General features: G+C 59.6%; 14 protein-coding genes. 11 read left to right on the plus strand and 3 right to left on the minus strand.

Features of this window, described 5'->3' with window-relative positions:
- Window positions 1-2 precede the first annotated feature (2 nt).
- A complete protein-coding gene (locus Q1A44_RS04740) occupies window positions 3-428 on the plus strand; it encodes a hypothetical protein (protein ID WP_299620434.1) in 426 nt (141 codons plus the stop codon).
- A gap of 101 nt (window positions 429-529) precedes the next feature.
- Here the strand turns inward: Q1A44_RS04740 and Q1A44_RS04745 are convergent, their stop codons facing one another.
- Complete coding sequence (locus Q1A44_RS04745) at window positions 530-1,924, minus strand: aminotransferase class III-fold pyridoxal phosphate-dependent enzyme (RefSeq protein ID WP_299620438.1); 1,395 nt, start codon at window positions 1,922-1,924, stop codon at window positions 530-532.
- Window positions 1,925-2,321: 397 nt separating this feature from the next.
- Between Q1A44_RS04745 and Q1A44_RS04750 the strand changes: the two genes are divergently transcribed.
- The 4 genes from Q1A44_RS04750 to Q1A44_RS04765 all read left to right on the plus strand — a co-directional run bounded on the left by Q1A44_RS04750 (window position 2,322) and on the right by Q1A44_RS04765 (window position 6,648).
- Window positions 2,322-3,326 carry an ABC transporter substrate-binding protein gene (locus tag Q1A44_RS04750; protein ID WP_299620441.1) on the plus strand — a complete coding sequence of 335 codons (1,005 nt, stop codon included), beginning with the start codon at window positions 2,322-2,324 and terminating at the stop codon, window positions 3,324-3,326.
- Between the two features lie 148 nt (window positions 3,327-3,474).
- Window positions 3,475-4,281, plus strand: a complete 807-nt coding sequence (locus Q1A44_RS04755; RefSeq protein ID WP_299620444.1) for a taurine ABC transporter ATP-binding protein — start codon at window positions 3,475-3,477, stop codon at window positions 4,279-4,281.
- Entirely contained in the window at window positions 4,278-5,543 is a 1,266-nt protein-coding gene (locus tag Q1A44_RS04760) for an ABC transporter permease (RefSeq protein ID WP_299620447.1), read from the plus strand. The genes Q1A44_RS04755 and Q1A44_RS04760 overlap by 4 nt, the downstream gene beginning before the upstream one ends.
- 145 nt (window positions 5,544-5,688) lie before the next feature.
- Window positions 5,689-6,648 (plus strand): hypothetical protein, encoded by a 960-nt coding sequence (locus Q1A44_RS04765; RefSeq protein WP_299620450.1) that lies wholly within the window; start codon window positions 5,689-5,691, stop codon window positions 6,646-6,648.
- A 109-nt stretch (window positions 6,649-6,757) separates the two neighbouring features.
- Here the strand turns inward: Q1A44_RS04765 and Q1A44_RS04770 are convergent, their stop codons facing one another.
- Window positions 6,758-7,426: a hypothetical protein gene (locus Q1A44_RS04770; protein WP_299620453.1), complete on the minus strand. Its 669-nt coding sequence runs from the start codon at window positions 7,424-7,426 to the stop codon at window positions 6,758-6,760.
- Between the two features lie 39 nt (window positions 7,427-7,465).
- A complete protein-coding gene (locus tag Q1A44_RS04775) occupies window positions 7,466-8,005 on the minus strand; it encodes a hypothetical protein (RefSeq protein WP_299620456.1) in 540 nt (179 codons plus the stop codon).
- Window positions 8,006-8,639: 634 nt separating this feature from the next.
- On the opposite strand from Q1A44_RS04775, the gene Q1A44_RS04780 reads away from it, so the two are divergent.
- Genes Q1A44_RS04780 through Q1A44_RS04805 form a run of 6 tightly spaced genes read left to right on the plus strand, consistent with a single transcriptional unit; the run spans window position 8,640 to window position 24,342 of the window.
- Entirely contained in the window at window positions 8,640-13,922 is a 5,283-nt protein-coding gene (locus Q1A44_RS04780; RefSeq protein ID WP_299620459.1) for a DUF6603 domain-containing protein, read from the plus strand.
- A 3-nt stretch (window positions 13,923-13,925) separates the two neighbouring features.
- On the plus strand, window positions 13,926-15,326 hold the full coding sequence (locus tag Q1A44_RS04785) for a hypothetical protein (RefSeq protein ID WP_299620462.1): 1,401 nt from the start codon (window positions 13,926-13,928) through the stop codon (window positions 15,324-15,326).
- A 36-nt stretch (window positions 15,327-15,362) separates the two neighbouring features.
- The gene (locus Q1A44_RS04790; protein WP_299620465.1) at window positions 15,363-16,571 is read left to right on the plus strand and encodes a hypothetical protein; all 1,209 of its coding nucleotides are present in this window, start codon (window positions 15,363-15,365) and stop codon (window positions 16,569-16,571) included.
- Entirely contained in the window at window positions 16,568-20,587 is a 4,020-nt protein-coding gene (locus tag Q1A44_RS04795; RefSeq protein ID WP_299620468.1) for a hypothetical protein, read from the plus strand. The genes Q1A44_RS04790 and Q1A44_RS04795 overlap by 4 nt, the downstream gene beginning before the upstream one ends.
- A 3-nt stretch (window positions 20,588-20,590) precedes the next feature.
- The gene (locus Q1A44_RS04800; protein ID WP_299620471.1) at window positions 20,591-22,288 is read left to right on the plus strand and encodes a kelch repeat-containing protein; all 1,698 of its coding nucleotides are present in this window, start codon (window positions 20,591-20,593) and stop codon (window positions 22,286-22,288) included.
- Window positions 22,289-22,311: 23 nt separating this feature from the next.
- Window positions 22,312-24,342, plus strand: coding sequence for a hypothetical protein (locus Q1A44_RS04805; protein ID WP_299620474.1), 2,031 nt, complete (start codon window positions 22,312-22,314; stop codon window positions 24,340-24,342).
- Window positions 24,343-24,345: the final 3 nt, after the last annotated feature.

A 24,345-nucleotide genomic window follows, 5' to 3' on the forward strand; every position in this document is an offset into this window, starting at 1 on the left:
ATATGTCTTGGCTCATTCAACTGTTCTTGTGCCTCATTGTGGTTGGGATTTGCGTCTTTATCAGTGATCTTCTGCCTGCGTCCGGGTTGTTTTTCCAACTTGACGGGATTTCGCTTGGAGACGCTTTGATCTGGATTGCCATACCACTTTATGTGGGCGTCATCTTGGGCCAGGCTTTTCGCTACACCTATGCCAGAAAAACGGCGCCGTCGCTTGTTCACATCGTAAAAGGGGTGCGAAATTCCAAGCACACGACGCTCTCGATCCTGATCTCGCCGATCGTGTTTTTCATCGTATTTCAAGCGTCCAAGACATCGCTTGAGACGGCTCAGACGCTTGCATTCAGTTTTCAGAACGGGTTTTTCATAAACCACGTGATGGCTGCAATCATGGCGCGAGGTGAAGCGGAGTTCGGTCCGCGCGGGTAACAGACGGACCACGATGGCGCGGACGCTGGTCCGATGCAAACCTTTGCATAAAAAAAGACCCCGGTTGCCCGGAGCCTTCTGTGACATCCTTTTCGTTCCGGCTAGCCGAAGACGCGGCCCAAGGCGCCGTCAACGGCGTCAACAATGTGGTCGATGTCGTCTTTGGTTGCGATCAGGGCGGGCGAGAAACATAGCGTGTTGTTCTTGCCCGGCAGCGACCTGTTGGTGGCCCCGATGATCACCGCCTGGCCCATGCAGTCCTTGACCACCGCTTGCACCATCGCCTCGGCTGCCGGGTCGCGGCTGTCGCGGTCGGCGACCAGTTCAGCGCCCAGGAAGAGGCCCTTGCCACGCACATCGCCGATCACTGCGTGTTTGTCCTTCAGCTCGGCCAGCTTGTCGAGCATGTAGTCGCCCATTGCGGTGGTGTTGCCCAGCAGGTCCTCGTCTTCGATGATCCGCATGTTTTCCAGCGCCGCCGCAGGGCCCGCGGTGCAGCCCCCAAAAGTGGAGATGTCGCGGAAGTAGTTCATCGGATCGGACGTATCGTCCTTGAACATGTCAAAGACTTCATTGGTGGTCGCCAGGCATGAAATCGCAGCGTAGCCGGATGCGACGCCCTTGGCCATCGTCACCATGTCGGGTATGATGCCGTAGTGCTGGTAGCCGAACCATGTGCCGGTGCGACCGACGCCGCAAACGACCTCGTCGATGTGCAGCAGGATGTCGTATTTCTTGCAGATCTCCTGCACCCGCTCCCAATAGCCCTCGGGCGGGACGATCACGCCGCCGCCTGCGGTCACGGGTTCGAGGCAGAGCGCGCCCACGGTGTCAGGGCCTTCGCGCAGGATGACCTCTTCTATCTGGTTGGCGGCCCATTCGCCGTAGTTAGCGTCTGGCGCGCCCTCCTGTTCGTGCTTGCGGTATTCAAGGCAGTGGGGGACGCGCACAAAGCCGGGCGTGAAGGGGCCGTACTGCGCGTTGCGCTCGTCCTGGCCGCCGGCTGAGAGACAGGCGATGGTGGTGCCGTGGTAGTCACGGTCGCGGTAAAGGATCTTGTGCTTTTTGCCGCCGTATTTCTTGTGGGCGATCTGGCGGACGATCTTGAACGCCTTTTCGTTCGCCTCTGACCCCGAGTTGGCATAGTAGATGCGGTCGAGGCCCGGCATCTTGGTCAACAGCTTTTCGGCAAAGAGTGCGCCGGGCACTGAGCCCACAGTGCCGCCGAAGAAGTTCATTTTGACGATGGCGTCGCGCACCGCGTCGCCCATGGATTCGCGGCCATAGCCGACATTCACTGTCCAGACACCGCCCGAGACTGCATCGATATGCTCGACCCCTTTTTGGTCCCACACCCGCAGGCCCTTGCCCTCGATGATGATTTTTGGGTCAGCGCCTGTGAAAAACGGCTGGTGCTGGACCAGGTGGTGCCAAACATTTGCGCGGTCTGCTTCGACAACGCGGCTAATATCGTTTTCGGAGAACGTTCCGTCCATGTCGTAAACCTTTCAGGTGTGAGGAGGGGCCAATGAAATATGGGCCCATTGGCCTTCTGACGGGTACATTTGCTGAGATTCTGATCTCCATAATAGGGCCAGATCATACCCGTAAGTAAAGCCAGATTTGCATTTGATCTGTCGGATGAATGCGGTCGGATGGCGTGAAAGCCCTTGTTTTCATAGCCTTGCCGAGAATTTCAGATTCCTGCAGTCTCAGTTCAGCAGGGTGGAATAGTGACGATTGCGCGGATTAAAGATTGATCCCGGGCGGATTATCGGCTCGGATCACGCCAGCGCCGCGCCCTGCGCGTGCCTGATGAGGCGTACACACGCCCAAACCGATCCAAAAGCGTGCAGCGACAAGACTGCGCGAAATACACGGGAGAAACGACAAATGACATTCAAATCCAAGCTTATGGGTGCTGTTGCAGCCACAGCCATGCTGGCCGGCGCCAATGCAGCCACAGCAGCAGGCCACGGCGGCGAGATCACCGTTGCGTACTTCCTGGAATGGCCGATGCCTTTCCAGTTTGCCAAAGAAACCGGCATGTACGAAGAAGCCATGGACACCAAGATCAACTGGGTCAGCTTTGACACCGGCACGGCGATGTCCGCGGCCATGGCGTCCGGCGACGTTCAGATCTCCGTCAGCCAGGGTGTACCCCCATTCGTGGTTGCCGCCTCTGCTGGTCAGGACATTCAGATCGTTGATGTGGCTGTGTCCTATTCCGAGAACGACAACTGCGTTGTGAACGCGGCGCTGGAAATCGACAAAGAGTCCGCAGGCGAACTGGCCGGCAAGAAAGTTGCCGTGCCCCTGGGTACAGCGGCCCATTACGGCTTCCTGAGCCAGATGAACCACTTTGGTGTGGACGTCGCGTCGCTGGACGTTGTTGACATGGCCCCTGCCGAAGGTGCGGCAGCCCTGGCGCAAGGTGCTGTGGACATGGCCTGTGGTTGGGGTGGCGCGCTGCGCCGCATGAAAGAGTCCGGCAACATCCTGCTGACCGGTGCGGAAAAAGAAGCGCTGGGCATTCTGGTGTTTGACGCCACAACGGCCCCTGCCAACTTTATCGCAGAAGAAGGTGAGCTGCTGAGCAAGTTCCTCGCCGTCACAGCCGAAGCCAACGCTATGTGGGCGGATGAAGCCAACCAAGCCAAAATGCTGCCAGTGATCGCCAAGGACGCGGGTATGGACGAAGACGCGACAGCCGAAACGCTGGCCGGTTTCACCTTCCCCACTGTCGAAGAGCAGCTGAGCGAAGCTTGGCTGGGTGGCACAGCGGCCTCCTTCATGAAGGGTGTTGCGGACGTGTTTGTGGACTCCGGTTCCATCGACGGTGCGCTCGACAGCTATGACGGCACTGTGAACACCGCCCCTCTGGCGGCTATTCAATAATCCAAAAGGGGGCCCGCCCGCGATGTCGTGGGCGGGCCCTTTTTTACACATAGCGGCGGGGCCAACCCCGCTCTACCGCTCGATTTAGACCGTAGGGCGGGGTTCACCCCGCTGCCGTTCTGAACAGCCAAGCGACAGGTGGGAACCGATGTCCGGACTTTCAATTCAAAACCTTTCCATGCGCTTTGATCTGCCCGGCGGTGGGCATGTCCAGGCGCTGCAAGACGTTTCACTCGACCTTAAAGAAGGCGAATTGCTCAGCGTGCTTGGCCCCTCGGGCTGTGGCAAGACAACGCTGTTGAATATCGTTGCAGGTTTCCTTGCCCCGACCGATGGCAAGATGATCCTGAATGGCCATGAGATCACGGGCCCCGATGCCGAACGCGGCATGGTGTTCCAGCAAGGCGCGCTGTTCGAGTGGATGAGCGTGCGCGAGAATGTGGGCTTTGGCCCGTCGATGAAAGGGATGCCCAAGACCGACAAGGCCGAGATCGTCGATCACTTGTTGGACGTCGTCGGCCTTCAGGACTTCAAGGAAAAGGCGGTTTACGAGTTGTCGGGAGGGATGCAGCAGCGTGTGGCCCTGGCCCGCTGTCTCGCCAATGACCCCGATGTCATCCTGATGGATGAACCTCTGGGTGCGCTGGATGCGCTGACCCGCGAAAAGATGCAGTCGCTGGTTCTGAAGCTCTGGAAAGAGACGGGCAAGACCATCATCCTCATCACCCACTCGGTGGATGAAGCGCTGCTCTTGGGCGAGCGCGTGATCGTGATGGCCCCGCGCCCCGGTCGCATTCACAAGGAATACCGTCTGCCCTTTGCCGAAATGGGTGTGGGCGCAGATTTGCGCGACGTCAAAAAGCACCCTGACTTCAGTGCGAAACGCGAAGAAATCCTTGGCATGATCTGGGCCATGGAAGAAGAAATTATGGGCCGCACGGAGGCAGCGACATGATCCCGTTTCTGATATACGTCGCGATCTTTGTGGTCGCTTTTTTCCTGGTCACCAAGATCGCCCAACGCTCGGCCATCTCTGACTATGGATCGTTGAAAACCGTGACCTTCGGGGACGAAAGTGCCGTCACGCCCAATCGGGCCGCGTCGGTCATTTCGATCCTGACCATATTCCTGCTCTGGGGAATGTTCACAGGCTCGACCCTGTTGCCCCGTTTCCTGCACGCTCCCGGCCCGTTTCAGGGCGAGGCGTCGTTTGAATACACGGCACAGGCAGGCAATGAGCGCGACAGCGCCACCGTGACCGTGGTTGTGCATCCGATCGACACACCCACTGACGCCCCAGAGGTCGATCCCGGCGATGGCTGGGCCAAGAATGACAGCGTTGCTATTGGCATGTGGCGTTCTGGCCTGCTGCGTGTGGACCGCAATGACGAATTGGGTCGGGGCGAGGGCGCCGAGGTCATCGAGATCAACGGCGAAAAGGTCCAACCCGGCGATACCGTCAATGTCGGTTGGGGCACGGTCACCATTTCCGACAAGGGCACGCCGAACATTCAGCCCGCCAAGGGTTGGCAGATGGAGCCGATCTGGCTCCCCTCGCCGGAGGCCGTCGTGGTCCGCATTGGAGAGATTGCGAGCGAAGGATTTCGGGGATCGACCCTGTGGGAGCATCTGGGCTACTCGCTGTTCCGCGTTGTCGTCGGCTTTTTCTTTGGCGCGCTGGTTGGTATTCCGCTGGGTTATGCCATGGGTCTGAGCAACTGGTTCCGGGGTTGGTTTGACCCCATCGTGGAATTCATGCGTCCGGTGCCGCCCTTGGCCCTGATCCCGCTGGTCATTATCTGGGCGGGCATTGGCGAGACAGGTAAGATCATCCTGCTGTTCCTTGCCGCGCTGTGGATCATGGCCATTGCGGCACGGTCGGGCGTCAGTGGCGTCAAGATTTCCAAGGTTCATGCCGCCTATTCGCTGGGGGCCAGCAAGACGCAGATCATGCGCCATGTCATTGTCCCTAACTCGTTGCCGGAAATCTTTACCGGCGCGCGCGTCGCGATGGGGGTCTGTTGGGGCACGGTTGTGGCCGCCGAACTGGTGGCCGCCGAACAGGGGGCTGGCATGATGATCATGGTCGCTTCGAAGTTCCAGAACACTGATATTGTGATCATGGGCATCATTCTGATCGGCATCATCGGTTTTGGCATCGACATGCTGATGCGCTGGGCCGAGCGGCTGCTGGTGCCTTGGAAAGGCAAGGGCTGAGCCCTTTGGCAAACAACCTTGGAAAGCGGCGCCTTCGGGCGCCGTTTTTCGTTTGGGCTGCTGGCAACAGTGTGCAGCCGCGTTTCCTCTTGGTGAATTTTCGACGCTACCCTAAGGTGAGGATATTACCGCATTGGGAAATATTATGAATAAGTCTTTGAAGGACGATCCAACCGTAGAAGCCCGCCTTGCCCAACTGCAACGACAAGTAGATCAACTGCAACAACCCCGCCGACGCTCGATCCTGGGCCGTGTCTTGCGCACCGCTGGGGTTCTGCTGCTCGCCTCGGGCTTGGGTATTGGGGCGCTGACGGCTGCGGGTGTCGAGGCGCTTCGTATCGATGAACAGGGGAACGTCCACATCTTGGGGGCCGTTACCATTGGGGGGCCTGCGACGGTCGCAAGTCTGGTGTCCTCTGGCGCTGTATCAGGCAGTGACTTGACGGCGACTGACAGCATTTCCAGCAACAGGGTGACCGCGTCAGGCACGGTTTCGGCCGAGACGGTGACGGCCAAAAACATAGGAGCGACCGAAGACGTTGCCGCCAATAGTGTGACGGCCACAACGGTTACAGGGACCAACGTCACAGCAGGTGGCGCACTAACAGGAGCCACAGCGTCAATATCCGGTGTGACCGTGGACGCGAACGGAAACGTGGCCGTTCCGGGCAACTTTCGGGTGGCGGGAGAGAGCAATCGAATATCCTACACCAGCAAGGTCATGGGTGACACAACGCCGATTGATGCTGCAACGCTGGCATCCTTTTGCGGCGATGGCGACGGGTGCGAAGTCCGCATGGCGATGCTGAACTACGACACTGTAAAATCAGCGCCTGCGGCGCTTGTCACTTGGCTCTATTGTGATGCGACATGCGATTACTGGCGCACCTCCACGCAATTGCTCGGAGAGAGCCTGGGCGCGCGCGCATTGGGCAAGGACCAAAACAACGTTGTAAATCATGTCCTCTATCAACCCGGTTGGTCCTGCTATTTCACGGATGGGGAATATACGGCCAGTCAAGGAACCGATGTACAGCGTGGCTTTGGCCTGCTGGTTTGGGTGGAATATCCGGGCAGCGACTGTGCCATTACCATTATTGACTAGGGGCCCGGCCTGCACCTGTCAGCGATATGGTCAAGCAAAGCGTTAGCCTTGCCTTTGGTCCAGATGTGGGTGCCGGTGCGCTCTGACTGCTTTGTCTGGCGCGCGGTTCCTATTTGAAGGCGCGTGCGCGGGCGTAAACTGGGCCGTCGTCACGGCATCCGTTGCCCGCTTGGGGAACAACGTTACCGCCGGTGTATTTGTAGTACATGTGATACACTTTCGATGTGCCGCAAAATTGTTTGGCGGATTGATAATTGATGATCACGTTGCTGGAAATGGTCATGCCATCATATGTCCACGCATCGCCGTTGATCCAGACGGACCCGCCCAAACGATATGCTGTGATGCTTGTCCCGTCCGGGCTATCGCCTGTCATGTAGGGTTCGGTGGTCAGTCTGAGGCCCCGGTTCCAGTCCGAGAAATGCGCGATGCGAAAACCTTTGTTCCGCACGACGCCGAACTCGTATTTCAGAACCTCTGTATCGGTCACCTTGTCCATCGCGGCCCCGACGGTCGGGGCATAGACAAACCACTTTTCGGCCTCGGCCCGCTGAGTGAGCGTCTGGGTCAACGTGGCGATATCGGATTTCAGCCCTTCGACCTGAGATTTGAGATCGGCCAGTGTCTGGTCGAGGTTCACGGCTTGAACCGCCCCGGCGCTGAGCTTGCCGGGGATGGTGACGTCGCCGTTTTCGTCGATGTTGATCGCGTTTTGGGCCAGTGTCGCGGTTGGCACGGCCAGAAGAAGGGCGGCAATCAACGTCTGGAAATAATTCATAATAATACTGTTCCTTTCAATTCGCATCGCGTGCTCGGATCACTTGAATGACCGTTTGCGCGCATAGACAACGGATTCGGTTGTACATCCGTTGCTGTCTGTCAGGCTGGGTCGAACGCCGTCTGATGTGTAGTAATAATATCGGTGATACACTGTTTTTTCGGGGCACTTCTGAGCTATCGGATCCAAATCGTTTTGGGTCACCCACATGGAGCCGCCTAGCTGATAGATGGCCCCGTCTGTCAAACTGTCACCGGTCATGTAGGGCTCGGTCATGACGCGCAGGCCACTGTTCCAACCCGAAAAGTAAAGCACCCGCATGCCGCTGTTGCGTTGCATCATGAACTCATTTTGCGTCGTGAACGTGATCGGATCCTTCAAAACCGTAGCCATGGCATCGGGCAGATTGTCAGCGAACACATACCACGACAAACTATCCGAGGTGATTGCGCCGGCCGTCAAAGTGCCGGGGATTGTCACGTTGCCGTCCGCGTCAATATCAAGAGCTGTCTGCGCTGCAGCAGGCGAGGAAAGCGACAACACAGCGGTCATTGCAATGGCTTTGAGGGAAAATTTCACGTGGGTTTCCTTAATCTAAGACTTTTGCATACGCTTTCGTATGTTCTGAGGTAAAAAGTGATGAAAGCGGTGAGGCGGTCGGTATGATCTTGCGCAGCTGCGCCACAGGATCGCTATACCCATGCGCGAACAGGACCGCGTGCGATTGCAAGAGCCGCGACCGTGCTGGCATTCTAGCACCCATCTTGTGATCCTCTTGCCGCAGTCAAAAGCCTCGCCTCGCCTTTCGTAAATCAAATCAGATGGCTGCACGGTTGGCGTCAACGGCGCTGTTGGTGCGGAAAATCGGTATGGACGCCGCGACGCTGCGCCAAAAGCGCTTTTAAATCAATAAGTAAATTAACTTGCATTATTGCTGCGCGTGGGTACGGTTCTCTCTGAGCGGGTTGTTATGGGCCTGCGTACTGTGATGTTTTATTTGTTCTTTGCCGCCTCTAAATGGCTGATGCCAAACGGGTCGAAACGCTATTGTTTCGAGAAGTGCCCTGCGCTGGGATTGTGATCCCGGGCTACCACAGGTGAATTCTGTGGATGTCACGCATGCTGGCCCTTCGGTGCCGTATGTAGAGGATCAGATTTTGACGCTTCGGGTCGCATTGTTTGCACCCCGCAGCATGAAAGATTGGTTTGTGACATGTCGTTAGACGCGCCCGAGACGGGGTTGGATGGTCCGGTGCTGCACGGCCTTGATCCGCAACTTGGGATCTTTGGTACGCTTTTGGGTTTGCTGCGCGAAGTCGACACCGATCTTTACGCCCTCAACCCCGACTGGTTCAAAGACCCGGTTCAGCCCATCACTGCGATGGTCGAAGACAACCCGCACCTGTTGCTGACCACGATCCTGTCCTTTCTGGGCGAACAGCAGCCAAGTCCGATGGACAGCGATGCCGACGAATTCTGGTATCCGATCGAATATCCGAAAGATGGCAAACAAGTCCCGACCGGCATGAGCCTGGTCGCCAGCAGCGACCCGGATGCGAGCCGAATGTCCCTTGGTGTGGCCTATGACCCTTTTGCGGGGGATGCCAAACATGACGATGATCTTTTTGCCATCAACCTTCTGGCGCAACTGCCGATCCTGGATCTTGAGACCCGCCAATTTCTGTTGGGCCGCGATGATGAGCCTGTGCAACTGCTGACCCAACTGCGTGCCAAGGATGGCAAGCCGTTTTCGGCCGCCGACGGGGCGGTGTCGCTGTTGGGGTTGGATATCAAGGGCGACCTCTTTACCAACAAGGACCCGGACGTGCAATTCCTGCTGAAGGATTTTGTGCTGGGCGATGCCAAGGTGGCGGATCAGGACGCCGTTGGCCTGTTCAAGGATCCCACGCGACTGCTGGGCGATGTGTTCAAAGCCTTGCTGGAATACGCCCTGAAGGCGGCCACGGATGCGGCGCTGAAGGCGGCCAAGGATACCGCGGGTCATGTCAATGTGAATGTCACGCTGTCCGAGGCCGACAAGGCGATGATCAAGGCGATGGAACAGGGCGTTCTGTGGCTTTTGGGTCTGCCGTCACCGTCGGGTCAGCCCTCGCCCATTCCGCAGGTTGAATGGCTGAAGCTGGTTGGTGACGATTTTGGAACGGTCTGGCGCGATTGGTTCTTGTCCATCGTCAATGATGCGCCGCTGCTGCGCCAGTGGTTGCATGGCATTTTCTGCATGGCCAATGGCCTCGATATCTATGCCCGCAAGGACGATATCGACAAGGATATGCACGGGGCGGGTACGATTGAGGACCCGTTTTCGGTGACGTTCTTTGACGGTGGCGACGATGCCCCGAGCCTCGATTTCACCCTTGCCGTGGATGGCGCCGACCCGACCATGCTGACCCTGGGTGCGCGGATGACGGCCCCGACCAAGCATGTCGAAAACCTGGATTTTGACATCTCGGGCAGCGCGACCCTGGCCGAGATTGCCTTGGGCGGGGCGAACCCGGTCAAGGTTGAACCCGGCTTTGAAGTCTTTGCCACGGCAAAGCGGCCCGACGGGTCCGCGTTGTTTGAGTACAAGGACGCCGATCCGGACTACAGCATCAGCCCCACTGCCTTCAAAATCGGCCTCAAGCTGGAGCAGGGCGCGTCTGATCCGGTGCCCTTTGGCGATTTTCATGAGGGCGACGATAAAACCCTATCCTTTGTCGACATGCTGACCCGCGGTGTGGCGCAGCTTGATCCGCTGAAGATCCTCGTAGAGAAATTGCATGATGATGCGGTGTGGAAAGAGGTCTTTGATGCGCTGATCCCCGAGGGCTGTGGGCTGAGTTATGACAAAGGCGTTTTCGATTATGCCTTTGACACCGAATTGGCAGGCCGCCCCGTGACGGTTGCCCTGAAGGGCGGCAAACAGGGGGAGGCCGACGTCTTTGTGACGGCGGATGTGGGTATGGTCGTGGCCCCCCTTTCCCTTGGCCTCAAGGTCGGGGCCGTGGTGGCAGATGTACTGCACCCGACGCCGCCGGTCTTTGCCTTTACCGCGACGGCGGGCGGTGGCGCGGTGGACGACGTGCCGCTGCCGGAGCTGGTGGCCGATCTGGATCAGGCGGGCGCATTTACCTTGGTGGGTGCGCTTCCCATCAAGGGGTTCGAGGACGATCCCGTCCGGTTCGGGATGATCCCCCTGACCGGGTTTGAGAATTTCACTGCCGAGCGGTTGTTGCCGGTGATGCAGGCTGTTGTGCTGGATTATGCGCCGGTCAAGGAGTGGTTCCTGGCCCCTGTGACAGAGGCGGCAAAGGATTGCAGCTGGGCTTCGATCCTGGTGGAATGGGGATTTTTGGTCGAAGTACCGGAGGAGGCCAAGAGTGCCGCCGAGGATGCCGCCAAGGCCCTGCGCCTGCCCATTTTGGCGCAACAACCGATCAATTTCGATACCCTCAAAGACCTGCGCCCCGTCGAATTTTTCAAGGCGGCCCTGTCGCAATATCTGGCCGATATTGATGAACAGTTGCTCTATAGGATTGGCAAGGATGACGGCCTGTATCTGACCCATGACAAGGGCAAGGCCGAGGACGATGATGAGGCAGAGGCGGGCCCGCAGCGCTATGGCTTGCGTCTGGCGATGCAGGACATCGTTGTGGCCGGGGGCAAGAAGAAGGGCGACGCAGAAGAGCCGGATGCGCCGAAGAAGGAAAAGACCGAAGTCATCCTGCAACTTGGCAAGTGGATGTCGGATACGGCCAAGGCGGAGGAAAAGCCCGAGGACGGCGAGGTTGAGGAGGCAAGTGACGAGGACGGCGAAACCGACACTAAAAACTGGCTGACCAACTCCTGGGGCGATCACAAACCCGGCCCGCCCAAACGCGGCATCCATCTTGACCTAGTCAAGATTGCGCCCAATGAAACCAAGCCCGAATTTGACCTCAAGCTGAAGCTGGTGAGCGTGGGCCTGGATGTCGAGGGCAACGAAAAGAACCCGCTTTTTGACATTAAGGGTTACAAGGCCGAAGGCATGCAGGCCCGTGCCTATTTCAGCAACGTGGATGGCCCTGTCAAAGTCGGTGGCGGCGTGCGTGTTGAACGCGCCTCTTTGCCGTTGGGGCCACCCAGCGAACCGGCCAAAGACACCAAGAACCCTGTGGCCAGCGGGTTGTTGTCATCCGGTGACAAGGACGCCAAATCCAAAGACGGCAAAGACAGCAAAGAGGTCGCCAAGGGCGATCCGGTGAACCCCGAGTTCGCGGTACAGATCGCCTATACCTATGATTTTGATGCCGAAATTCTGAACGATGACCCGGAAGCGGGTGGCAAAATCTGGATCCCCGTCAACAAGTCCTTTGGCCCGATGTTCTGCCGCAAGGTGGGGCTTGGTTTTGACAGTGACAAGCATCTGCTGGTGGGCTTTGACGGGTCGGTCGAACTGGGCCCGCTGGGCATTGACCTGATGGATTTCTCGGTGGGCATCCCGCTGACTCATCCGCAGGACATCAAGGATTATACCCTCGATCTTGGCGGTCTGGACCTCACTTTCAAAGGCGGGCCTGTCGAGATCAGTGGCAGTTTCCTGGAGATGGAAACCAAGGTCGACTTGCCCGGGCCGCCACCCAAAGAGATAGACGTGGTGCAGTATACCGGTGCCGCTCTGATCAAGACCGAGGCGTTTTCGCTGTCGGGCATCGGATCATATGCGTCAATTGACGGGGCGCCGTCGATGTTCGTCTTTGCCGTACTGGACAAGAACCTGGGCGGGCCGGTGTTCTTTAACGTGACGGCGCTTGCGGCGGGTTTTGGGTTCAAGCGCAAGCTCTTGTTGCCCGCGATTGACCAGGTGCAGGAATTCCCGCTGGTCAAGATCATCTCGGACCCGACCTATATTGCCAATGGCGATGATCCCGAAGAGGCTCTGACGAAAATCAGCGAGGCGATCCCGCCTGATCCGTCCTCTTATTGGCTGGCTGCTGGTGTGCGCTTCCGCTCGTTTGAGCAGATAGAGACAGTGGCCTTGCTGGCTGTGACCTTTGGCACCGATCTGACCGTGGCGGTGCTGGGCCTGTCGAAACTGTCGGTGCCTGCGAACCTCAAACCGTCGGAAAACCCGATTTGCTATGCCGAACTGGCCTTGCGGGCCGAGTTCAATCCGGCGGTGGGCGTGTTGTCAGTTGAGGCGCGGCTGACCTCGAATTCCTATGTCTTTGACAAGGATTGCAAGCTGACTGGTGGCTTTGCCTTTTTCACATGGTTCAGTGGCGAACATGAGGGCGATTTCGTTGTTACGCTGGGCGGGTATCACCCGGATTTCAAACCGCCTTCGCACTACCCCGTCGTCCCACGGCTGCAACTGGATTGGAAAAAGGGCGATGTTCGGATCACGGGTGATCTGTACTTTGCCCTGACGCCGTCGTGCCTGATGGCAGGGGGCAAGCTGTCGGCAGTTTATGACATTGGCTGGGCCAAGGCGTGGTTTGTCGCTTATGCCGATTTCATTATCAGTTGGAAGCCGTTCCATTATGACATCCGTATCGGCGTAAGCATAGGCGCCAGCGCCACGGTCAGCGTTGATCTGGGCCTGTTCACGGTGTCCAAGACCTTTACCTTTGAACTGGGCGCAGACCTGCACCTTTGGGGACCTGACTTTGCCGGTGAGGCCCGCATCAAGTTTTATGTGGTATCCTTTACCGTGCGCTTTGGCGCGGATGGTGCGCCGGGCGCCAAGCCGATTGACTGGCCGGATTTCACCAAATCCTTCCTGCCCCATCGCGACGCGGTGGCCTCTGTCGTCTATGCCGGTGGCCTTTTGCAGGAATGGGAGAACGCAGACACCAAGGTCAAAATCCCCCTGGTCAACGCGCAGGACCTGGCGGTGAATGTCCAGTCCATGGCGCCCTGCACCAGCCTCAGTTATCTGGGCCGCGCGCCCGAGGGTGGCGATGAGTGGAAGGGCAAGCTGGGTATCAAGCCGCTGTATTCCAAGACCCTGTCATCTGACATGACTGTCACCATGCGCAGCGATGTCCGGGGCGATGTGGATGCCGACCTGTTTGACGTCACCGTTTTGCGCAAAGGCTTTCCCGATGCGATGTGGGGGCAGGGCGCGCCTGAACTTGGCACGCCAACCAGTACCCTTTTGAAACAGGTGCCCGCCGGCGTGGCCGTGACCCTGAGCGAGAAGGGCAAGCAAAGTCAGGTCCGTCATGGCCTGCCCGCGATGGAATTGGCCGCCTTTGCATATGAGCCCATCGACAAGTCTATTTTCTGGGGCGATGTGCCCCTGCCCAAGCCGATCACCCCCAAGGGGGACAAGACCTTTGCCGAGATCATCACCAGCGACAAGCGCGCGCCCATCATGGATGTGCTGCGCGCCTGCACCCCTCATCCGCTGAACCCCACCGACCTGACCAGAACGGCAGCCGAGGCCGATACGATTTACCAGTCCGAGCCGACCTATGCCGCGCTGGGCCAGCAACTGCCAGAGGAGCGTTAGACCATGGCCGATGATCATCCTCTGCCGCCTTTGGTCGCGGGCCAGATCCGGTTTTATCAGGCGTCCCCGCCTGCGCTGCCGCCTGGTGATTACACCATCAAGGTCGCCCAGGATCTGTCAGGTGGCGGGGAGGATGGGAACCCCGCCGCCTCAGACAGCTTTGCCAAGGACAGCCCCTTTGCCATTGTCGGCCCCCGCTTTACCCTCAAGCCCAACGAAGTCTATTCGGTTTATCCACCCAAGGGCCATTTCGGCCCGTTCGACAATGCGCTGCCCCATGTGGTCTTTACCCGTCGCACCTTGCCGTGGGAGCGGACGATTGACCCCACCGACCCCAATCAGGATGCCGATTTCCCCGTGCCATGGATGGCCCTCATCCTGCTTGGCCCCGGTGATTTTGAGCATGAGACCACCGTGCCCGAAGGCACTGACCGAAAGCCGGGCGAGATGCCAAATGTGACCAGCCGAACGGTGGGTGCGCTGCTAAACCCCGGAGACGGGTTCGTACACCCGCAGGGCATTCATCTGGACTATGGCCAGACCGAAAGCGATCTGTGCAACACCATTGATGTGCCTGTGTCCGTGTTCACAGAGGTCGTCCCAAGCGCCGAAGACCTGCCCTTTCTGGCCCATGTCCGCGAGGTGAAAACCGGGGGCAAAGAGACCCTGTCGCTGCAACAGGACGGCTGGTTCACCGTTGTGCTGGGCAATCGCCTGCCTGAAACCACGATGGAAAAGACCGGGATCAAGAACCGGGTCTGTCTGGTGTCACTTGAGGGCTTCAAGGATCATCTGCCAGTCGTCGACGCGAATGGCGTGCCCTCCCTGCCCGGTGCGGGGGGCGCTCACACGGCGCGTATGGCGGTCTTGGCCAGTTGGGATTTCACTTGTTACGGCACCAATGACTTTAAGGTCCGCATGACCGAGATGGACGACAAATCCCTGTTGTCTCTGGATGCGGTCCGCCCCGAAGGCACGGATGAGGCGACCAAGGCGGTTCAGGATGCCTTTGCCCTTGGTTATGCGCCCCTGAACCACACCACCCGTTTGGGCGAGAAAACCGTGTCGTGGTATCGCGGCCCGATGATCACCCAAGAGATGGCGATGCAGAGCCCTTTTGCCTTCATCCCCACCGCTGACCGTGCCCTGCGCTATGACGCGACGGGGATGTTTGCCGCCGAATATGCCTCGGCCTACGAATTGGGGCGGATGCTGGCCTTGCAGAACCGTGGTTTTGCCAGCGCGATGTACCGCTATCGCAATACCGTCAAGATCGCTCAGGAGGCCGAAAAGACCGCCGCCGATCTGGCCGCCGGGTTTTATGTCGCGCCGTTGATGAGTGCGGATGACACGTTGGAAGACGCGGTCGCCAAGCTCTTTGAGACGTCAAAGGAGTGGGACTGACAATGTGCTGCTTGATCCTTGACCAAGAGGTCCATCATGACGACTGATCCGGCCCCCGCGTATCCCGCCTTGCCCGAGGTCGTGACCCGTTTTCTGGGCCGGTCTGTCCTGATGTATGGTATCCCGTTCAGCTATCTGGTGCCGGACGCGCGGATGCTGCCCTCGGAATCCATCCGCTTTTTTTATGTCGATCCGGGTTGGATTTCGACGCTGGTGCAGGGGGCCACAAGTGTGGGCCGTCCCACGCCGCGTGACACGCCGCTGGATACGTTCTTGCGCGATCAGGCCCTGCGCGATGCCCTTTCGGAGGCGATGTCGGTCCGCGAAAGTGGCGAGGATGAGCCACAGGCGACAGATGCCAAATGGCCCCTGACCGGTTTCCTGATGCGCTCCGAAGTGGTGGCGGGGTGGCAGGGCCTTGAGATGCGCACCTATGACGACACGGGCGCCGAGATTGCGCCGCTGCGCATCGACCGTCTGGCCCCTGACATCATGCTGTGCATTTTCAACGGTAAAGTGCACAGTCTGACCCTGAAACAACCGCCCGAGGGTATGCATTTCGGCCTGTCGCCGGGCAGCGTGCCGGGAGAGTATTTCCGCCTCAAGCTGCGCAATCTGAATGGGACCGTGACCGTAACCCAAAGCCACGGTGTTCTGGACAACCACAGCGCCAATGCCCATGCCGGCGTCGAGACGCGGTATACTGGAGATGCGACCTGGTCGGGCGGCAGCCTGAACGCAGATCAGATCACAGCACTGACCAGCGGGTTCTCGGCCACGACCATGACGTGGGACTATGCGGTGGCCAAGGATCAAGTGGCGTTTGTTGCTGGTGGTACGGTCACCCTCAGCTTTGCAGTGACGGTTAGGGTGCCGGATATGAACCCCAAGAAACCGCCCAGCGTCACGCAATCGGTTCTGAAATTCACCCTAACCTTGCCCGGTGGTGCGCCAAAGATCGTGTTGGCAGGCCATCCCGACAACCACAGTGTGGAACGCAGCATTCCGCCTGGCGAGTTTTTTCCCACCTGTTTCAACACTGGCATCAAGGCCCCGATGCGCGCTCCTGCCGCCGGGGCCACCCGGCCCACCCGGGTGCTGCGCGCGGCGAGGATGGCCGAGGATATTCGCGCAAAACTCAAGGCCCATGATCAGGATGTCAGCATCTTTACCTCGGCCGAGTTCGGGGTGGAAATGGTCGAAAGTCCTGGTTTCGTGACCTTCAAATCAGAGAAATTGACATGAGCGACACAACCGGATCGGCGTGGCTCTTGGCCCCGATGGAGCTTTCTGCGCTGGTCGTAGGCAAGGATGCAGGCGGTGCGGCGGGCCATGTCTGGACCGATCTGATGCCCGCCTTTCAGAATGTGTGGTCGAACCTTGTCACTTCTGGCCCCGATCTGGTCGATATGTTTCCCCAGGGCGACACCGCCCCCCCGCCCGAGGGCGGCGTGCATCTGCACTGGCTGCTGCCGCAGGCCTTTGGCCACGGTGTGGCAGGGCCGGATGGCGGACTGGATTATCCGTATGTGCCCAACCGCTGGCTGGTGCGCCGGGTCCGCTATAAACAAGGCACGCCAGATCACCCCGAAAACAGCGAAGTTGTCGATACCGCCAGTTGGATCATCGAAAGCGATTTTCTGCATGAAGTGAACCAGGACAAGGTTGCCCCGGGTGCTGTCCCTTTCCTGAACGAAGACAGCACGACGCTGTTTGCCAGTGTGGGCCAAGCGACGCCCTTGCAGGATTGGACGCCAACGCCTGCAACGTACAACCTGAAACTGACAGCCCTTGGATCTGGCACGGCCGATTTCCCGTCGAGCTATCCGCTTTCCAAAAGCGTTCTGGGCTTTCACGATCCCGATCCCACGGGGGGCGACGCGGGCGACTGGCAGGTCACCTATCAGGTCATGGGCTGGTGTTCGGAACCGACCAAAGATTTGCTCCACGGTGTGACTGAAGAGACCATGGCCGCCCGGTTGGATGAACTGGCTTTTGCGGTCAGTGATACTGGCAAGGCTCTGGGCCTCATGAACCGCGTCTTATGTCACGGCGTGGCGGCCCGCGTGCATTGGAATGCGGGCGACGTGTTTGTGTCGCCTGTGCCCACATCCGAGGCGACCGTTTTTGTCGGCAACAGTTCGGCCGAGGCACTGGCCACGATGCTGGCCCAGAAGATGGAGGTCGAAGGGGCGACCGCTGCCGATCTTGAGCGTATTTTGACCGCCTTTCACTATGACATGCTGGGCAGTGACCAGAACTTGCAGGACGTGGATGCCGAGTTGCATCGCCGCCGCTTTACCAGCCATGCGGGCGAAGACAGGTTTTCGATTGATGCCAAGCGCAGTGCGATCTCGGATCAGGCGGCGACCATGGCCGCCCCCATGAATGCCGAACCGCCCCGCCCCGTGCAGGTGTTGCCGCAAAAAACGGCAGAGGAATTGCAGGCCCTGAATGATGCCGCCGCCGGTCATGCCCGATTGCAGCGGGAACTGGCGCGCAGCCGCCAGACCCTGTTCACCGCCTGGAGCCGTTGGGCCACGAAGTACAATGCTGCCGTCACCTCTGACCCTGCGCTGGCAGACGATGTGGCTCGCGCCCGCACCGCTGTTGGCATCGCCGCTGGCGCGGAGGAGGCCGCAGGGCAGGACGTGGAGGCGCGTGCCGACAGGTTGCGCAGAGCCCTGGCCGACAGCCTGCCTGATCTTGAACTGTCGCGCAGCACCGGGGCCCCGTTTTACCATGCGGCGGACCCCGCCTTGTTGATCACGGGCAAGAATTTTGAGGCGCGCAACGTCCATAACCAGTATGTCGAGATGGACGTCTTGCCCTGCCGTCATGCAGGCGAAGTGATCCAGGGTGTGGCGGGTGTGCCGCCGGGTAAATCCAATGCGGTTGAGGTCAGCGCCCGCTTTCCCTTTCCGCTTGAGGGCCTTGTCCCGGTACCTGCGATGCCGCATGCCCCTTACGCCGATCTGCTGGATGGCCTTTTTCGAGAGGCCCTGTTGCTGGATGCGGTGAATCCGCAAGGCAAGGACGAGATACCGGAACTGGTGACAGCCATCGCGCGCGAGATGTTTGTGTTGAGCGATATGCAGCACCCGTCTGATGCGGCGATTGCAGCCCTCAGCACCGGGGTCAAACGGTTGTTGATCGGGGGCGATCCGTTGCCTGATCCCGATCTGCATTTGGCTTTTGGTGCGCTGACCGATGTGGCCCCTGCTGTGCGCCCCAATGCGCTGGGATTTCAGCGGTGGGTGGGTAACCCGTGGCGCCCCGTCTATCTGGTTTGGGAGGTCGATTGGTCACCGCAGGACGGCCTTGGCGGCACCGCCGCGATCCCGGGCAACTGGTCAGGCTGGCCCTTGAACGCGGAGGGCAATGACTTTGTCGTGCCGCAGGATATGGCCGTCGCATCGACCCCGTGCACCTATAAATCCTATTCGATGCTGGCCCCGAACGCGGCATGGGTTTTGCGCCGCCGGTTGCAAAAGCTGAACCTCGCCAAGGGCAGCGACAAGCTGAGCCAGATCATTTCCGACCTCGACAGTATGCCAGTGGTGGCCCAATCGCTGGGCGGGTTTCAGCAGGCGCTGGGCCAGTTGGTGGAAGGGTTGCAACTGCCACCAATCAACCCGAAATACCTGAATGCCACGCCCCCGAGCTCCCAGCCCAAGTTGGACCCTGTCACCGATCCCGTTGCGGGATATCCGGCGCTGGACCCGCAGCATATGTATGCCCCGGCCCTGAGCCGCGATGGCGTGCCGCTGCACCCGTTTCAGCCGATGCGCGCGGGCAAATTGTCGATCCGCCGCTTGTCGATTGTGGATTCCTTTGGCCAGACCCGCGTGTTGATCAATACCACCGGTACCGATGCGCCGATTGTGCCCTCGTTCGGGCTGCCCACGCCGAAGGCGGATGACCCTGCCGTGGTGCTGCCCCCCCGCTATTTGCAGGCCGCCCGCGTCGATTTCAAATGGCGCCCTGCAGCCGAGGACGCCACAGTCGGCACGCCGCTTTGCGGCTGGATTTTTTCCAACCATCTGGATCAGAGCCTGATGGTCTGCAACGCCAAGGGTCACCTGTTGGGCGCCTTGCAGCGAGTCATTCGCGCACCCGGCGCAGGCGGCAGCGGCGGTGGCCATGACAGCAACCGGGGCTTTTTCTGGGTGCCGGTGCCAGGGCAGAACACCACAGAGGTAGACATTGATGATCCCGAACTGTCCCGTTTTGTCGCGAATGTCCTGACCTTTAATGGGGATGGCGCGCGCCATTTCCTAGCCTCGATCGAGGCGGCGCAAGCGGACTTGGACCAGACGGTCGAGCATGATCCGCGCCTGTCGATCCTGGTGGGCAGGCCGCTCGCGCTGGTCCGTGCCCGTCTTGGTATCGAACTGGATGGCGCGCCCTACCGCGATGCTGCGGCTCCTGTGGAGCCGAGCACAGTGGCTGGGCAGGACCCTACTCGCGAGATTGCCGCGGTGCGGTTCCCGATGCGTCTGGGCGGCACCTCTGGCGCTGCGGGCGGGCTGGCCGGTTTCATGTTGCAAGACAGCGATACCTACTATCCGCGCTTTGGCCTGACCGGCACGGATTATGCGGGGGTTCAATACGGCAAGGATATCGACGTGGATGCCCGCGCACCTGTAGATGTGACCTTGTTGATGGACCCGCATGCGGCGGTCCATGCCCGTTCCGGCATTCTGCCCCGCCATTCGATCACACTGCCCGAGGATGTAGCAGCGGGCCTGACCGCCATTCAGGATGTGTTTTTCCAGAGCGCCCCCATTCTGGGCCCGCCCGGCGCGCCTTGCTTGCCCAATCCGTCGGATGACTATGGCACCTGGTCCTGGGCCGCGCGGCCGCAGGTCACAAACTGGCTGGAATTCCCCGAAATCCGCGATCCGGGCGACAGGGGCGGCTTTGGCACCCGGCCGCAGCAATTGCAGGAAGGGTGGCTCAAGCTGAAGATGAACCCGGTCAGCATGCAGGCCTTCTGGGTCAAGGAGGGGGCCGTCACGGTCGCCCCCGGCACCACGATAACGTTGGGCTGGATGGTGGAAGGAGCGGACACGCTGGTCTTGCAAGCGCAAGGCAGTGATGCGCCCATCGCCACCTTCACGGCAGACGAAAATCATCACCTGCCGGACCAATATCGCTATACGGTTGAGCGGACGGTCACGATTACAGCGACGGCGACGGACAAGCAGGGCAACCGCAGTGTCAAATCCCTCGCCCTCTACACCCGCAAGGAGAATTGAGCCATGGCCGAAGATGCGTTGAAAATCAAATTGGCCTCGGAAGAGGTTCGATTGGGCAGTGCCGCGACTTCGGCGGTGACCATTGATATCACAAACACCGCCGCCGGCGCGGTGACCCAGGTTTTGTATCTGTTGATCCCTGAGAGCTTTGTGGATGCCGACCATGTGTCTGCCATCAAATTTGGCCCGGCGACCCTTACGCCCGTGCCGGTCGCGGATGCGCCCGACGGCATGACAAAGTATCAATTGGGCGCGACACGGGGTGTGGTGTTTGACCATGATCAGACGATCACCCTGGATTTATTGAATATCACGGCCCGCACCGAAGGGCCCCAGACCTTGCAATTGCTCTGGGGTACACGTGGCCAAGAGCTAAAGAGCACTGACATCACCGTCACCGTTCTGGGGGCCGATGATGTGCCCCGGATCGTCAGCTTCGAGGCCAAGAACTCCGTCGTCAACTATTCCGGCAAGCCGCCTGTTGAACTGTCCTGGGAGACCAGCGCGGATTCGGTTGTGTCCCTCTTTCGGTTTGACAAGCAGTTGCTGCCCATCGACGGAAAGCGGTCGGCCCCAACCCACGAGCGGGATTATCAGGACAAGACCTATTACGTGCCAGGTCTTTATCCATACCGGCTGGAGGTCACGGCCAAGGGCAAAACAATCAGCCGTACGATTTTTGTCCGGATCCAAGAGGCGGGATGGAACCGCATCGACTGTGATCAGGGCGCACCGATGAATATCCTGTCGGATGGGGGCAATCGGCTTTATGGCGTTTTTAATTCCTTCTGGGGCTCTGCGATCTATCCGCTGGAACCGGCTGCGGGTTCGATGGGCACGCAGAACGAAATGTGCAAGGACGGAAACGTGCCAGAGGTGATGGCCAAAAGCCCTGCGGCCTTTTTCAAGGGCAGGGTTGTACTGATTGGGGGCAGTCAGGTTGATGCGTCGGTGTTTTCGAACCAGGTCCACGCCTACGATCCCAAAGAGGAACGGTGGGAAGACCTGTCGGAGAACGTGCCGTGGAGCGCGCGGATGGGCCACGCGATCACGGCTTATGATGGCCGGCTTTGGGTGTCGGGCGGTGTCGATGCAAATGGCAACACCCTGAGCGATGTCTATTCCACCCAAGACGGCAAAACCTGGCAAAAGGCGACGGACCTGCCGCAGCCGATGTGTTTTCACAGCCTTCAGGGCTGCGCGGTGAATGACCCCGCGTCCGGTCAATCGACAGCCAAGTTGTGGCTTTATGGTGGGCTGAACTCGCCTCTGGGCCAGCCCTATACCAGCATGTGGTCCGCCCTGCCGGGCCAGACGTGGACAGAGATGGAGTTTTACATCTCGACCAACAAGACCTCGCCTGATCCCGGCTTTGGCGCGCCGTTCGGCGCGGCGCTGGCGACCACGTTGGATGACAGTGGCGGCACATCGCTGCACGTCATAGCCACCTATCAGCTGGGCAATGCCGATCTGTCCTCGGGCATGTATTCATTGCAAGGCACCGGCCCGGCCAATCTGGTCAAAAACGGCGATGCCTTGAATTCGTCCAGCATGTGGAAGGTCCAAAAGAGTACAAGCAGCTTGGCGTTGCCCTTTCAACTGTGCGCCGCGACGTTCAACAGCGACACATTCAACTATATTTTCGTGCAATCCATCCTAAGCGATCTCGCCACCGAGACTCTAACCTTTCACGTGACATGACCTTTCAGCCGGAGACCTTTTCCATGCCCTCTTTTCTGCGCTTCCTTTGCCTGTGTCTCGGCCTGATTATGGCCCTTGTGTCGGCCCCGGTGGCCATAGCTGGAACCGTGGCGACCGCTGTGATCCCGGTCGCGGTAACGGGGCAGGGCGCCCCATTTACCATCAAACAGGACACGAGCATGGGCGTCGAAATCAGCTTTGATATGTCGGCAGTGCCGCCCGGTGTGCGACTGACCAGCGCGGTGCTGCGTCTTGTGCCCACCTCTGCCGGGCAAGGCGCGCAATTTGTACGGATTTTCAAGAAAGGGGAGACGGGCACATCCATTGGCGGGCTGAACGTGCCTGTGACGCCAACACCGACGGAATCGACTGGCGACGGGCTTTTGAACGTGCTGGCGGATCGCCCGGCCAGCCTTGATCTCGTGCTGACTACCGATTCTGTCCGCTCGGAACGCAGCTATTTTTCTTACGCCGACAGCAGCTCCACCAATCGTCCGCGCCTGATTGTAACCTGGGCGGATAACAGCCCCAAGATGACGCGCGTGGGTACGCAGCTGCGCTATCGCGGCAGCCCGGATGACGCGACGCCCTGGGCCTATAACGCACCTGAAGGCGCGGTTCTGTCGGTTTTGTTTCCAAGTGGCGGCGCGCAGGCGAACATTCTGACGGGCCCCGCTTTTGTCGGGGATCTGGTGGTATTTATCGCCAAGGGCAGCGATGGCCCTAAGCTTTATGGCATGCGCCCCAGCGGAAGCGTCGCCTGGACCTATCCAAGCGATGGCACCGCACTGGATGACATCACCTGGAAATACCTGCGCCTGGATGATCAGGGGCGGCTGATGGCCTTTGCCAATACCGGCAGCGTCACTGTGTTCTCTGGTTTCGGTCCCAGGGGCCCCGCCACAGCGGTGACCAAGTCGGTGCCGGAAATGAACGTGTCCAAACGCCCCGTGATCAGTGCGGGGGGGCTTGTGGTGTTTCGCAAGAACCAGTCGAGTGATGCCGAGCCAGGCAATTACATCTACGCGCTGACCCCGTTCCCGAACCTGACCACCCTGTGGCGGTCCCCGGCCAATGTGGGCAAGTCCACAGCCCCGGTCCTGAGCCCCCGTCTGGGCCAGCAACTGGTCTATGTCATGGGCGAGGATCAGTCGGCGGGGCTGTCGATTTTTGACAACACCACGGGCGTGCAACCTGTTCCAATCGGTTTTCCGGCGGGCAGTGATCTGGACAAGTTCAACAGCTTTCATCCGCCCCTGGCCCTTGTGGCGGACCCGACTGCGGACACGCCGAAGGATTGGGTTTACCTGTCGGGCTTTGCTCCGGGCAACGGCACGTTGGATGGGTTCACGGATTTGGACAAGCCGGGATCGCCCGGCCGCTGGAATGCAGCTCAGACCGGAGAGGTGTCGCGTTGCATGTCCCCGCCCCCTGCGGATGGGGCCGAACCTGTCGTCTATTGCGTGCAAGCCCAGCAGTTCCGCGCTTATTCGTATCAAAGCGGCAAGATGATCTGTGCCTCTGATGATGCTGCAGGGCCGGTCAGCGCCACATCCAATCTGGTGGCCGATGGCAATGGGAACCTTGTGTTCTGGCAGGAAGATGCAGGTCCAAGCGGTGTGTTGCGCGGTTTCAGCCCGACTTGCGAGGCCGTGTTTATGGCGCCACTGGATGGGTTGCCCGCCAAGAATGACGGGATCGAAGTGCTTGAGCTGCGCGCCGGACCGGATGGGGCAGTCTATGCCTATAGCGGGTCCGAGGTTTTCGCGCTCCGCGTTACACAAGGGGCGGCTGCCCCGACTGAGCTGACGGCCAACACGCAATACGCCGTGCAGGGGGACATGACGCTTGCGTCGCTTACGGCGCCCGCGGATGGGGCGGTGGCCTTGCACGCCGAAGGGGTGCTGGCGTTGGGTGATCTGACCGTCCCGGCTGGTGCGGCGGTGGTGTGTTCTGGGCGCAAGGGGCTGAGCCTTGGCGCGAATTTCAGCCTTGAAGTCGGTGCGACACTGGCCTGCGGCCTCAACACGACGACAGCCAAGCCCGCACCCTGACGC

This window comes from uncultured Tateyamaria sp. (genome assembly GCF_947503705.1).
Lineage (GTDB): Bacteria > Pseudomonadota > Alphaproteobacteria > Rhodobacterales > Rhodobacteraceae > Tateyamaria.